The following is a 12,378-nucleotide window of genomic DNA, read 5'->3' as shown; positions in this document are numbered from 1 at the left end:
ATCGGTCACGTCACGCCCATCACGTTGGTGTACATACTCTCGAACGGCTCCGGATCGACGCTGAGTTCACTGCGGAACGGGAAGTCCAGGATCGCGATCAGGAAGATCATCGCGCCGAGGAAGAAGGCGAACAGGCCACCGAGGACGAGGTGCGCGCCGCGATCGAGACTGAACAGGCACAGCAACACCAGGTTGATCACGCCGCCGACCAGGATCACCGCCCACAGCACGTCGGGAATGCCACCGGAGGCGGCGTTGATCCGATGCCGCCGTTCCTGGTCGAACCGCGCGAACTGGTCGATGGTCGCGGCGTGCACGATCCCCTGCGCGGCGGTCTCGGGCTGGAACGCCAGCAGATGTTCCTGGAACCGAGTGACCAACGCCGTGCCGCCCGCGGGTTCCTCGCCGCGGCGCAGCGCGGGAAAGCACACGAGCAGCATATTGTCGGTGTAGTCGATCAGATCCTGGCGCAGCACCGCGCGTTCGGGTTCCGGATAGGCGCTGACCTCGCGATACAGGGTGCCGACCGCCGCGGCCTCATCGGCGACGAGACCCTGTGCCACGTCGGCGTTCTCGTAGGTGGCCGCCGCGACGAGACCGAGCAGCAGACCGTAGAAGACACCGCCGACCGTGAGCACCATGGTCACGGTCTCGTTCTTCCCCGGCTCGGGGCCGAAGAGCCGGAGCACGAGCGGGCGAGCGAACCAGATACCCGCACACGCCACCAGCACCGCCGTCGCGGTGATGATGACGAAGTCCAACCAGACGGGCAACCCGTACATCCAGGTGAACATGGGAATCCACGATAGCTATCTCGTGGACATCCGGCAGCGAATCCCGGTTCAGGACCCGATCTTCTGTGTGTCCGCGTCGTCGACGGCGTGTCGCGTACGCATGATCGGGAATCGGCCATTCTGCGAATTCCCCTGCGCCGCCGAGTATCCGCGACCTAGCATCGTCTCGTCTGGAACGCAGTGTCGTGTAAGTCAATTCGTTCGAGTGACTGTATCCACCTGCTCGTGCCCCTCCGCAATTCCGAACAGCCATCGATTCGCAAAATTTCGGCGAACGTCTCTTCGGCCATCTCTGAGGTGAGGACCACGCATGACCATCGAAATGCCAGTCAATACGGAAAACGCTGCGCGGCAGTCGCTGTCGACCACCGCCGCCCACCAGCTCGCCACCACCACCAAATCCGAACCCCAGATGCAGGGCATCAGCTCACGCTGGCTGACCCGCATGCTGCCGTGGACGCAGGTCAACGGCGGCGTCTACCGCGTCAACCGACGGCTGTCCCACACCGTCGGCAACGGTGAGGTGGAATTCGTCATCGACGGGCCGAACGCCCGCGTCATCCCGCTCGAACTCACGGAAATCCCCGCGCTGCACGGCGTCACCGATGTCGACACCCTCTCCGCGGTCGCCGACCGATTCGAACAGCACGATCTGCCGCCCGGCACCGTCGTCACCGAATTCGGCAACCCGATGAACCAGCTCATCCTCATCGTGCACGGAAAGATCGCGACCATCGGCACCGATGAATACGGCGAACACACGCGACACCGTGTTCTCGCCGCGGGCGACTACTACGGCGATGCCACCCTCACCGATCCCGACACGATCTGGCCCCACACCCTCAAAACCCTGACCAAGACCACCCTGCTCACGCTGTCGCGCAGCGCCCTGGACGGCTTGCTCGACCGGCACCCCGCTCTCGGCGAGCACCTCGCCCACCACCGGGAGAAGCCGCCGCAGAACACCAAGGGCGAGGCCGATATCGAGATCACCTCCGGTCATACCGGAGAGCCCGTACTGCAACCGACCTACGTCGACTACGACACCAACCCGCGCGAATACGAACTCAGCCTGGCCCAGTCGGTACTCCGCATCCACACCCGCGTCGCCGACCTCTTCAACGACCCGATGAACCAGACCCAGCAGCAGTTGCGCCTCACCATCGAAGCGCTCTACGAACGTCGCGAGCACGACCTCGTCAACAATCCGGAATTCGGGCTGCTGAACAACTGCGATCTCAAACAGCGCATCCACACCCAGTCCGGACCGCCCACCCCCGACGATCTCGACGAACTGATCTCCATGCGCCGCAACACCACCCTGCTGCTGGCACATCCCAAGGCCATCGCCGCGTTCGCCCGTGAATGCACCAAGGCGCACATCTACCCCACCCCCACCGTGGTCGACGGACACCAGGTCCCCGCCTGGCGCGGCATTCCGCTGCTGCCCTGCAACAAGATTCCCGTCAGCCCGACGAATACGACCAGCATCTTGGCGCTGCGTACCGGCGAGAAGAACCAGGGCGTCATCGGACTGCACCAGACCGGCATTCCCGACGAGTACGAACCCAGTCTCAACGTCCGCTTCACGGGTATCGACAACCAATCCATCATCACCTACCTCGTCAGCTGCTACTACTCGACCGCGGTGCTCACCCCCGACGCCCTCGGGATACTCGACAACATCCAGATCGCCCGGCAAGCCGACTGACCGGGCGCCGAGCATGTCGGTCATCTCCCGTGCGACGGCGCCACCGGTGACGAACGATCTGGCATCGATCGTCGCGGCCCTGCTGTCACTCGCCGATACCGCCGCTCCCACCGATCCATTCGGCGACGCGCGGCCCATATCCGCAGTGGTGGAAGCAGTTTCGAAGACTATCGAAGGCGGTCCCGTTCCGTCACGCGCTCCGGGACTGCTCGGCCCCACCGGTCCGGGCACCGCAGCGCTGCGACTGCCCGCCTCGGCCACCCCGTCACCGATGATCGCACCGCGTCACACGGCGACCCACCGGTCGCCGGCCTCGTCCGCTGCCGCCCCACCCCGGCGGCCCGAAACCGCGGCGGCGCGGTCCGATTCACCATCGATGGGACATTCCGACGATCATCCCGCTATCCCGATACCGCGCGCATTCCCCCGAGTTCCCGTCGGATCGGCACAGGGGGTCGATCCGACGGGTTTACATCCACCGTCGGTCCTCCCGCCTCCCGGTGGACCCGTCACACCCGCGACGGTCGTTCGCGTACCTCGCGCATCGGAACCGATCGGGCACGGCCAGCGGGTGGCACCTACCGCCGCCGGGGACATCCCCCCGCTGTACTGCCCGCCGCCGACACGTGACGATCCGGTACTCGCCGAATTGGTGAACGACGGACTCCTCGCCTGGGCCCGCGACATCGGTCTGTACGAAGGCCGGACGCGGGAGTTGCACGAGGCGGATTTCGGCCGACTGATCATGCTCGCCCATCCGGATTGCGACGATCCGGACCGGCTGCTCGCGGCGGCCAAATGCGCGGTCTCGGAATGGTCGGTCGACGACTACTACTGCGAGGAAGGAGCGGAGGGCTCCGCCGCCGAACTCGGGCCGCGGCTCGGACTCGTCGCGGCGGCCATGGATCCCGTCCACCTGCCCGTGCGCTACCTCGCGGAATCGGAGGCGGCGATGCGCGCCGACCCCGTCCTGCGTGCCTTCCGTACCTCGTTCGACCATCTCGCGCGCTACGCCTCGCCCGCTCAACTGGCACGGCTGCGCACCGAGATCGCGGGCTGGTTCATCGCACTCGGCGCGGAGGCGGGCTGGCGGGTGACGGGGCGGATGCCGCCGGTATGGGAGTACCTCGCCAACCGGCAACCGCACAGCTTCCTTCCGTGTATGGCGCTGTGCGATGTGGTCGGCGGCTACGAACTCGGGGCGGCGGAATACACCGACCCCGCGGTGCGGCGGGTGGTCACCACCGCCGCGCTGGCGGGTCAGCTGGTGAACGATCTCTATTCGATGGCCCGCGAAGACCGATCCGAGCACCTGGAATTCAATCTTCCGACGGTTCTCGCCGCCGAGGAGAACTGCTCACGACGGGAGGCGGTGCTGCGAACGGCGGCCGCACACGACGAACTGATGCACCGGTTCGAGAGCGAGGCAACCCCGCTCGCCGCGACGGGTTCGCCCGAATTGCACAGATTTTTGGCCGGATTATGGGCCTGGATGGGCGGCAGCCGGGCGTGGCATACCGGCAGCAAGCGCTATCAGGATGTGAAATAGCCAGTACCGCAACGAGAGGATGATCGCGAATGACCATGCTCGGCCCCGACACCACTGCCGTACTGCACACCAGTTATCAGAAATCCGTCGCCGACTATTGGAACAACAATCCCAACGACGACCGCGTCAACACCGAACTCGGCAAGGTGGACGGCCTCTACCACCATCACTACGGGATCGGTGACCCCGATCTCTCGGTGCTGGAAGGTCCTGAGGACACCAGGCAGGAACGCATCGTCGAGGAACTGCATCGGCTCGAGACAGCCCAGGCCGACCTGCTGCTCGATCACCTCGGGGAGGTGCGGCCCGGTGATCGCCTGATGGACGGCGGTTCCGGCCGCGGCGGTACCAGCTTCATGGCGCATCAGCGGTTCGGTTGCCGCGTGGACGGCGTCACCATCTCCGAGTACCAGGTGGGTTTCGCCAATGAGCAAGCGCGGCATCGCGGTATCGCCGACCAGGTGAGTTTCCACTTCAGCAATATGCTCGAGACCGGATTCGAGTCCGGCGCGATGCAGGGGATCTGGACCAACGAAACCACCATGTACGTGGATCTTTTCGACCTGTTCGCCGAATTCTCCCGGCTACTGAGACGCGGCGGACGCTACGCCTGCATCACCGGCTGCTCCAACGATGTCGCCGGCGGACGTTCGTCCTCGGTCAGCCGGATCGACGCGCACTACGGGTGCATGATCCATCCGCGCAGCGAATACTTCCGTGCGCTCGCCCGCAACGGCCTCGCGCCGATCTCCGTGGTCGATCTCACCCCGGCGACGATTCCGTACTGGGAACTGCGCACGAAATCCGAGCTCGCGACCGGTATCGAGGAGCCCTTCCTCACCGCGTACCGGGAAGGTAGCTTCCAATACCTGCTGATCGTCGCCGATAGGGTGGGGCGGTGACCGAGACCCTGGCCGAACCACTGACCGATCGCGAGGCCCTGCCCGTCGAACTCGTCGATGACGCGGGCCACGCGATCGGCGCGTGCCCGGTCTCGCAGGCGCATCAACCGCCGGGACTGCTGCACCGCGCGTTCTCGGTGCTGCTCTTCGACACCACGGGCCGCGTGCTGTTGCAGCAACGGGCCGCGGTCAAGACCCGGTTCCCCCTGGTCTGGGCCAATACCTGCTGCGGCCACCCGGCTCCGGGCGAATCGGTGACCGACGCGGCCGCGAACCGTCTCGCCGAGGAATTGGGCCTGACCACCGACCTCACCGAGGTCGGCGTCTTCCGCTACCAAGCCGAGGACGCCGACAGCGGGCGGGTCGAGCACGAATGGGATCACGTCCTCATCGGAAGGCTCGGATCGGCGCGACCGCGTCCCGATCCGGCCGAGGTCGCAGATTTCGCGTGGGTCCAGCCCGACGCCCTGCGCATGCGTCTGTGCGACGATCCCGCGAACTACTCCCCTTGGCTCGGGAGTGTGCTGGAGATCGCCGACAAGGCGTACCACCGGACCGAAGGGTAGTCCGACGTATCCGACGCCGAACCGGTCGAGACGAGCCCGTGGACACGCGGACTCTCGACCGGTTCGGCGGTTCCGAGGTTGGCCGCCAAACCGATCATCGATCTCATGGCCTCGGTGAACCATCTCGATGTCGTCGTTGTCGAGGCCGCGCAACGCTTCACCGTCGACGGCTGGTGCTTCGTGCCGCCGGAACTGGACGGTCGGCCGTGGCGTCGCTTCTTCGTCAAACCGGACGAAACCGGGCAGCACCGAATCGCCCACCTGCACCTGGTCACCTCCGGTCACCCGCGTTGGGGCGAACAGATCGCTTTTCGCGACGCCCTGAGACGCGACGGGACGCTGGCCGACGACTACGCACAGCTCAAACGGCGGTTGGCCGACCGACACGAAGAGGACCGCGAGGCCTACACGAACGCCAAGGCGGGATTCATCGCGAAGGCACTCGGACTCGCGCCCGACTGACGGCGTCCCCGCCTTGTTTTTCGGTGACGCGCGTGCGTTTTGCCGTTTCCCGATGCGTCGGACATTCGTTGATGCGCATATCAGCGTACTGACATGTAATAGCCCCCGGAGTGTCGCCTTCCGCTCACGGGTGCGGATCGGCGGGAAGTTCCCGGCCGCCCGACGATCCGCGCGGAAGCTTGGGTAAATCACAGGTTTGCCACAGGGTCACACCAGGCGCGCAGTGGATCGTTGAGGGGTACGCAAATCCAGCGGCAAGTGAGGTGCACCATGGTCGAGGTCGAAGTCACGCAGGACAAGGTGACGGTGAACGTACTCGGGATGGACCGGATCCTTTCGCTGCGCGAACAGGTGACCGTCGACCTGTCCGACATCACCGAGATCGCCCTCGCCGAAGTCGATCTGCGCCCGCCGTGGGTACGTGCGCCCGGCGCCTTCTTCCCGGGTGTGATCGCGGCGGGCACCTATCGGGGTAGACGCCGGAAAGAGTTCTGGGACACCCGATTCGGCGGCCGCGCCATTCGCATCGATCTGGCGGGCACCGAATTCACCCGCATCGTCGTCGACGTCGCCGATCCGGATCTCGCACTGGAGGAACTGACCTCGGCCGTCGCCGCCTGATACTCAGGGACCGCCGAAGGGGCGGAGGACGCCGCGATACGTTTTCGACGGGGGCGCGGCGAACTCCCCCCGCCCGGATTTCCTGAGACCGAGGGTGATCAGCGACTGCACCGTGAGGGTGGCGGCGGCGACCCCGTCGACCACCGGGACACCGATCTCGGCACGGATGTGCGCGCACAGGTCGGCCATGCCCGCGCAGCCGAGCACGATCGCGTCGGAACTGTCGGCTTCGACCGCCTCCCGGCAGGCCTCGGTGACGATCTTGCGCGCGTTCGGATCGGTGTCGAGCGCGAGCACCGGGATCTCACAGGCATGGATGCCGCGACAGTAACGGCGCATCCCATAGTGTTCGGCGAGATCCTCCGCGCGGCCGATGGTGCGATCCAGCGTGGTGACGACGCTGAAACCACGCCCGAGGTACGAGGCCGCGCGCATGGCGGCCTCCGCGATCCCGATCACCGGTCCCGCCGCGAGTTCACGGGCGGCGTCGAGGCCCGGATCGCCGAAGCAGGCGATCACATAGCCGTCGACACCGTCACGTTCCCCGCGCGCGATGGCATCGAGGATGCCGGGAACGCTGAGGGCCTCGTCGTAGTGACTTTCGATCGACGCCGGTCCCATCGCGCTGGTGACCGCGTCGAGCAGTGTGCCGGGGCCGACGACGGCCCCGGCACACTGCTCGATCGTGTCGGTCATCGCCCGCGTCGTATTGGGGTTGACGACACGGATGCGCATCAGGCAGGAACCTCCCCCGCGGCAGGCTCCTGGACGGCCTTGCCCGCCGCCGCAGTACGCGCGGCCAACAGGTAGTAGACGACGAATCCGAGCCCGCACCCGATGAACCAGCTGTACTGCGCGGCGGTGTGCATCCCGGTCACGCCCTTGGCCAGCACCGGGAACATCGCGACGGCGGCGCCGACGGCTGTCGCGATGATCGCGTTCACGTTGTAACCCTTGCTGTACCAATAGGTTCCGGTGGTCGACATGGTGAACAGATCGTCGACCCGCACCTGCTGCTTCTTGATCAGGTAGTAGTCGGCGATCAGCACGCCGAACAGCGGGCCGATGAACGCGCCGAGCACCTCGAGCGTGTAGTGGATGACATCCGGGTTGTTGTACAGGTTCCAGGGCGTGATCAGCACGGACCCGGCCGCCGCGATCATGCCGCCCGCCCGCCAGCTGATCCGCTGCGGACTGACATTGGAGAAGTCGAAGGCGGGCGAGATGAAGTTGGCGACGATATTGATGCCGACGGTCGCGATGGTGAAGGTCAGCGCGCCGAGGACGATCGCGAAGGTGCTGTCGATCCGCGCAACCGTGGTGACCGGATCGGTGATCAGCTCACCGTAGACGGGCACCGTCAGCGACGCGGTGATCACCACGAGCAGCGAGAACAGCAGGAAGTTGACCGGGAGTCCGAGCAGGTTGCCGCGCTTGACCGCGCCGAAGGACTTTCCGTAACGGGAGAAGTCGCCGAAGTTCAGCATCGGACCGGAGAAGTAGGACACCACGAGCGCGATCGCGCCGAGCATGACCGGCAGCGCGTCCCAGCCGGTGTAGGTCACCTCGCCGAGGTTGAGATCGATGGCGCTCCAACCGGCTTTGGCGATCAGGTATCCGCAGAGCAGGAACATCACCACGTAGACCGCGGGACCGCAGAAGTCGATGAATTTCCTGATGGCTTCCATGCCGCGCCAGAACACGCACGCCTGCACCACCCACAGCAGTAGATAGCTGCCCCAGCCCAGCAGCGACAGCCCGAGGAAGCCGTAGTCGTCGACCACCGCGTACGGGGCGAGATCGGGGAACAGCTTGATCAGCACCACGTCCAGCGCCGCCGATGCCAGGAAGGTCTGGATGCCGTACCACGCCACCGCGATCAGACCGCGGATGATGGCGGGGACGTTCGCGCCGAGCACACCGAACGCGCTGCGGCACATGACCGGATACGGAACGCCGGTCACCTGGCTCGGCTTGGCCACCAGGTTACAGAAGAAGTAGACGATGGTGATGCCGACCAGCAGTGAGACGAGCACCTGCCAGCTGGCGAGTCCGAGCGCGAACAGACTGCCCGCGGTGACGTAACCGCCGACGCTGTGCACGTCCGACATCCAGAAGGCGAAGATGTTGTACGAGCCCCACTTCTGCTCACGCAGCGGGGCCAGATCCTCGTTGGTCAGCCGGGGATCGTAATCCTTTGTCGCCGTTACGGGTTGCGTCGCCGGTCCCGGATTTCCCGGTGTGGTGGCCGAGGATCCGGCCGGGGCGAGTGTTTCGGTCATGGTGATTCCCATCCGAAGGTGAAACTGTGATGGTTCGACGGTAGGAATCCCGCATTGCCCGACAATTGCGCCGTTATTGCCCGACTATTGCACGACAGATATATCTTCCGCGGGCGCCAGCAGCCCGGTGTCGGTGGGCAGCGTCGCGATCACCTTCTCCAGCCTGCGGTGGTGACCTTCGGCGATGAGCAGCAGCCGGTCGATGTCGCGGGCGAGGAAGGCATCGAGCATGAGCGCGTGGTCGGTGTGCAGGCGCACCCGGTCGGCGCGCCCGATATGCACCATGGACTGCACCGGCTCGGTGACGTTCCACGCCGATTCCAGCATGTGCAGCAACCGGAACATGCGTGAGGGCCGGGTCAGCGCCACATGGAAATGCCTGGACTGCCGGTGATAGGCGGCCGGATCGTCGTCGCGGATCGCCTGTTCCAGCAGAGCGTTGATCTCCCGTAGTTCCTCGCGGTCGGCATCGCTGGCGTTGGCGACCGCGGCGGCGAGCGACGCGTTCTCCAAAGTCTCACGCACGATGTACATTTCGCGAAGTTCGGCGGCGGTCAGCTGTGCCACGGTATAGCCGCCGTGCGGCTCGTGGGTGACCAGCCCCTCCCCCATCAGCGTTTTGAGCGCCTCGCGCACGGGAATGTGGCTGACACCGAATAATTCGGCCACTTCGCGCAGCGGTATCGCCGTACACGGCGGCACCGCCCCGTCGAGGATCACCCGGCGCAGTTCGCCGAGAATGATCTGTGGCCTACCCGGCTCGTCGACAACCAACCTCGCGAGCAGGGCCGAACGTCTCCGTGGAGGCATGGACCCACCGTAGGACAGACGTGTTGCGATCTCGGTTCCTGATGTGACGCTCAGGAAAATGCACAACCACTCGCGGCGGGCGGCGAGATGACGATTCGACCACAGGTCTTACGCTGTACGAGATGACGGAAGGGAGGACACCACCGATGACCACGATTCCGACCACGCAATTCGTCGACCGCCGCTACGCGACCCTCGTCGCCGAATTCGACCGGCTGTTCCGCCGCCCCTCGGACGGCGGCGGCGCCCTCGCGGTCTACCGACACGGCGAACCCGTCGTCGACGTCTGGGCCGGTTACGCGGCCCCCGACCAGCCGTGGCAGCACGACACCGTGGCCATGGCCTACTCGACCGGCAAGGGTGTCGCGTCCACCCTGCTGCACCGCCTCGCCGAACGCGGCCTGCTCGACTACGACGCGCCGGTGGCCGAGTACTGGCCGGAATTCGCGGCGGCGGGCAAGGAACGGATCACCGTCCGCGAACTGCTGACGCACCGGGCCGGACTGCATCGCCTGCGCGGTCTGCTGCCGGGACCGGCGCAGACATTCCTCGACGACGCCGCGGTCACCGAAGCGCTTGCCGCCGCGACACCCGATCCGCGACATACGGTGACCAGCGGATATCATGGCATCAGCTTCGGACATCTGGTCGCCGAACTCGTGCGCCGGGTGAGCGGCGCCGATTTCACCGAACTCCTGCGCACCGAGATCGCCGAACCGCTCGGCGCCGAGGAACTCTGGTTCCGGGTGCCGGAATCCGAGCGCCATCGCATCGCCCCCAACTTCCCGCGTCTCACCATCGCGGGCATGAACTGGGACGCCAGCGCGAACCTGCTCGGCCGCACCCGTTTCACCTCGGCCGCCGCCGAGACCACCCCGCAGGGGTTCGCCGATCTGGTCGCCGATCCGCGCCTGCACGATTCGGTCATGCCCGGCGTCAACGGCGTGTTCTCCGCCCGCGCGCTGGCCAGGATGTACGGCGCGCTCGCCGACGGCGGCACGCTCGACGGCTACCAACTGCTCCGTCCCGAGACCATCGAAGCGATCAGCACCCGTCAGGTGTTCACCCCCGACTACGTGCTGGCGTTCCGCATCCCGTGGGGCCTCGGATATCACGGCGTGCCGATGAAACCGTCGAAGGCGGAACCGATTTCGGCGTTCGGTCATTTCGGGCTCGGTGGCTCGGGCGCGTTCGCCGATCCGAGCACGGGCATGTCGCTCGGATTCGTCACCAATCGGCTCGGCGGCAGGCTGACCCCGCTCGGCGACGCGCGACTGGCACGGCTGGGCGCGGTCGCCCACAATCTGGCCAAGAAGGGATAGCCGTCGGGCACTACATCTTCCGGAAATCCCAACTGGTGAATTTGGTGGGTTCCAGGCGCAACCAGGCATGGCGGCCGTCGTAGTGCATCTCGTCGCGGCCCGCGTATTTGCGGGCGAACAACAGTTCGGGGGTCGCCAGATCCGGGTCGGGCGCGCCGGTCCGGGGAGCCTCGCCCACCGGGGTCAGCACCCCGCGAACCTCCACCCCGCGCAATTCGTCGAACTCACGGCCCGCGTCGATGAGCACGGCGACCTTGGGGTCGCGCACGACATCGGTCCAGCGTTGACTCTTCACCACGGAGTTGAGCCACAGCGCCGTTCCGTCCCAGACGAACCACAGGGGCGTCAGGTGCGGCCCGTCCGAGCCGGTCGTCGCCACGCGACAGGTCCGTTCCTCGGCGAGGAAGGCGTCGACCTCGGCCGGGGTCATGGCGATCTTGCGTCCTCGCCGTTGTTCTTTCATCGAATACGACCTCTTTCGGTTGCCGTGTGGCGCTCAGCGCCCGAGCATGAAGTTGACCACGGGCGTCGCGGCGGGGAACGATCCGGCCATCCCGGAACTGAAGTATCCGGAATCGGAGGTCAGGGTGATGCCGTTGACGGCGGAGGCGGCGTCGCTGCACAGGAACAGCAGCGGACGAGCCTGTTCGATCGGTCGCGCCGGTTCGGTTCCCGCCACCGCGCGGAAGTCGGCGCCGAAGCCGAGCCAGCTGGCGGCGTTGGCGCGGGCCAGCGGGGTGTCGGTCGGGCCGGGGCAGATGGCGTTGATCCGGATTCCCCTGCTGCGCAAGGGCAGCGCCTGCGTCGCGATGTAGGCGCAGACCGCCTGCTTGCTGAACATGTAGTCCGCTTTGCCGTGCTCCACCGCCCACCGCGCCGCGTCGTGGAAGTCGGTGATCGACAGGTACTCCTGCAACAGCGTCAGATTCGATTCCCACCCCAGACCCGCCGAGGAGGAGATGAATCCGATCGCCGCGCCGGACGGCAGCAGATCGGCGGCGAGCATCCGGTCGATCAGGTAGCGGTGGCCGAGGAAGTTGATCCGCTCGATACCGGGGGTGCCGTCGGCGACCCCGGCGGCGGCCACCAGCGCGTGCACCGGCCCGCCGATCTGTTCGAGTGCGGCATCGATGGTGGCGGCGTCGGCCAGGTCGAGCGCGATCGTCCGCACACCGGCCATGGTGATCGGCGCACAGTCGGCGACGATGACCTCGGCGCCCGCGGCGAGCGCGAGTTCGGCTGTGGCGGCGCCCATTCCGGTCGCACCACCGACCACGAGCACCCGTTTGCCGTCGAATCGGAAGGCGTCGAACAACGTCATTGTGTTCTCCTGTGCCGCGCTGTGCGGTGTCGTGCGAA

12 protein-coding genes and 1 pseudogene are annotated in these 12,378 nt (G+C 66.2%); 7 read left to right on the top strand and 6 right to left on the bottom strand.

The genetic code is table 11. The annotated features are described in order from the left end of the window. Nucleotides 1-5: 5 nt before the first annotated feature. Nucleotides 6-794: a bestrophin-like domain gene (locus tag JZ792_RS22540; protein ID WP_216913058.1), complete on the bottom strand. Its 789-nt coding sequence runs from the start codon at nt 792-794 to the stop codon at nt 6-8. 310 nt (nt 795-1,104) lie between these two features. On the opposite strand from JZ792_RS22540, the gene JZ792_RS22535 reads away from it, so the two are divergent. From JZ792_RS22535 to JZ792_RS22510, 6 genes and pseudogenes are all read left to right on the top strand, one after another. Continuing rightward, nucleotides 1,105-2,505: a family 2B encapsulin nanocompartment shell protein gene (locus JZ792_RS22535; RefSeq protein WP_216913056.1), complete on the top strand. Its 1,401-nt coding sequence runs from the start codon at nt 1,105-1,107 to the stop codon at nt 2,503-2,505. 13 nt (nt 2,506-2,518) lie between these two features. After that, entirely contained in the window at nt 2,519-4,054 is a 1,536-nt protein-coding gene (locus tag JZ792_RS43010) for a family 2 encapsulin nanocompartment cargo protein terpene cyclase (RefSeq protein WP_216913054.1), read from the top strand. A 29-nt stretch (nt 4,055-4,083) separates the two neighbouring features. Continuing rightward, the gene (locus JZ792_RS22525) at nt 4,084-4,956 is read left to right on the top strand and encodes a geranyl diphosphate 2-C-methyltransferase (RefSeq protein ID WP_216913052.1); all 873 of its coding nucleotides are present in this window, start codon (nt 4,084-4,086) and stop codon (nt 4,954-4,956) included. Then, complete coding sequence (gene idi, locus JZ792_RS22520; RefSeq protein WP_216913050.1) at nt 4,953-5,522, top strand: isopentenyl-diphosphate Delta-isomerase; 570 nt, start codon at nt 4,953-4,955, stop codon at nt 5,520-5,522. Before JZ792_RS22525 ends, idi begins: the two co-directional genes overlap by 4 nt. A 75-nt stretch (nt 5,523-5,597) precedes the next feature. Next, a pseudogene (locus JZ792_RS22515) lies at nt 5,598-5,984 on the top strand (GrpB family protein); the annotation flags it as partial. A 270-nt stretch (nt 5,985-6,254) separates the two neighbouring features. After that, on the top strand, nt 6,255-6,605 hold the full coding sequence (locus tag JZ792_RS22510) for a hypothetical protein (protein ID WP_109530013.1): 351 nt from the start codon (nt 6,255-6,257) through the stop codon (nt 6,603-6,605). A gap of 3 nt (nt 6,606-6,608) precedes the next feature. Here the strand turns inward: JZ792_RS22510 and JZ792_RS22505 are convergent, their stop codons facing one another. From JZ792_RS22505 to JZ792_RS22495, 3 genes are all read right to left on the bottom strand, one after another. Next, the gene (locus tag JZ792_RS22505; protein ID WP_216913048.1) at nt 6,609-7,340 is read right to left on the bottom strand and encodes an aspartate/glutamate racemase family protein; all 732 of its coding nucleotides are present in this window, start codon (nt 7,338-7,340) and stop codon (nt 6,609-6,611) included. Further along, on the bottom strand, nt 7,340-8,887 hold the full coding sequence (locus JZ792_RS22500; protein WP_216913039.1) for an NCS1 family nucleobase:cation symporter-1: 1,548 nt from the start codon (nt 8,885-8,887) through the stop codon (nt 7,340-7,342). The genes JZ792_RS22505 and JZ792_RS22500 overlap by 1 nt, the downstream gene beginning before the upstream one ends. A gap of 84 nt (nt 8,888-8,971) precedes the next feature. After that, nucleotides 8,972-9,697, bottom strand: coding sequence for a GntR family transcriptional regulator (locus tag JZ792_RS22495; protein WP_216913037.1), 726 nt, complete (start codon nt 9,695-9,697; stop codon nt 8,972-8,974). Between the two features lie 146 nt (nt 9,698-9,843). Here JZ792_RS22495 and JZ792_RS22490 point away from each other — a divergent pair, with 146 nt between their 5' ends. Further along, nucleotides 9,844-11,019 (top strand): serine hydrolase domain-containing protein, encoded by a 1,176-nt coding sequence (locus JZ792_RS22490; protein ID WP_216913035.1) that lies wholly within the window; start codon nt 9,844-9,846, stop codon nt 11,017-11,019. Nucleotides 11,020-11,029: 10 nt separating this feature from the next. On the opposite strand, the gene JZ792_RS22485 is transcribed toward JZ792_RS22490, so the two are convergent. Both JZ792_RS22485 and JZ792_RS22480 read right to left on the bottom strand, forming a co-directional pair. Further along, entirely contained in the window at nt 11,030-11,482 is a 453-nt protein-coding gene (locus JZ792_RS22485) for a pyridoxamine 5'-phosphate oxidase family protein (protein WP_216913026.1), read from the bottom strand. A gap of 33 nt (nt 11,483-11,515) precedes the next feature. After that, a complete protein-coding gene (locus JZ792_RS22480) occupies nt 11,516-12,340 on the bottom strand; it encodes an SDR family oxidoreductase (protein WP_216913024.1) in 825 nt (274 codons plus the stop codon). Nucleotides 12,341-12,378: the final 38 nt, after the last annotated feature.

The sequence above is a fragment of the Nocardia noduli genome (genome assembly GCF_019038455.1).
Classification (GTDB): Bacteria; Actinomycetota; Actinomycetes; order Mycobacteriales; family Mycobacteriaceae; genus Nocardia; species Nocardia noduli.
This window is presented reverse-complemented; position numbering and strand designations above follow the sequence as displayed.

What these genes read in the sequence shown, in the direction of transcription:
- JZ792_RS22490 (WP_216913035.1), top strand. Translation starts at nt 9,844, where the DNA reads ATGACCACGATTCCGACCACGCAATTCGTCGACCGCCGCTACGCGACC.
- JZ792_RS22480 (WP_216913024.1), bottom strand. Translation starts at nt 12,340, where the DNA reads ATGACGTTGTTCGACGCCTTCCGATTCGACGGCAAACGGGTGCTCGTG.
- JZ792_RS22500 (WP_216913039.1), bottom strand. Translation starts at nt 8,887, where the DNA reads ATGACCGAAACACTCGCCCCGGCCGGATCCTCGGCCACCACACCGGGA.
- JZ792_RS22510 (WP_109530013.1), top strand. Translation starts at nt 6,255, where the DNA reads ATGGTCGAGGTCGAAGTCACGCAGGACAAGGTGACGGTGAACGTACTC.
- JZ792_RS22505 (WP_216913048.1), bottom strand. Translation starts at nt 7,340, where the DNA reads ATGCGCATCCGTGTCGTCAACCCCAATACGACGCGGGCGATGACCGAC.
- JZ792_RS22485 (WP_216913026.1), bottom strand. Translation starts at nt 11,482, where the DNA reads ATGAAAGAACAACGGCGAGGACGCAAGATCGCCATGACCCCGGCCGAG.
- JZ792_RS22525 (WP_216913052.1), top strand. Translation starts at nt 4,084, where the DNA reads ATGACCATGCTCGGCCCCGACACCACTGCCGTACTGCACACCAGTTAT.
- JZ792_RS22495 (WP_216913037.1), bottom strand. Translation starts at nt 9,697, where the DNA reads ATGCCTCCACGGAGACGTTCGGCCCTGCTCGCGAGGTTGGTTGTCGAC.
- JZ792_RS43010 (WP_216913054.1), top strand. Translation starts at nt 2,519, where the DNA reads ATGTCGGTCATCTCCCGTGCGACGGCGCCACCGGTGACGAACGATCTG.
- JZ792_RS22540 (WP_216913058.1), bottom strand. Translation starts at nt 794, where the DNA reads ATGTTCACCTGGATGTACGGGTTGCCCGTCTGGTTGGACTTCGTCATC.
- JZ792_RS22535 (WP_216913056.1), top strand. Translation starts at nt 1,105, where the DNA reads ATGACCATCGAAATGCCAGTCAATACGGAAAACGCTGCGCGGCAGTCG.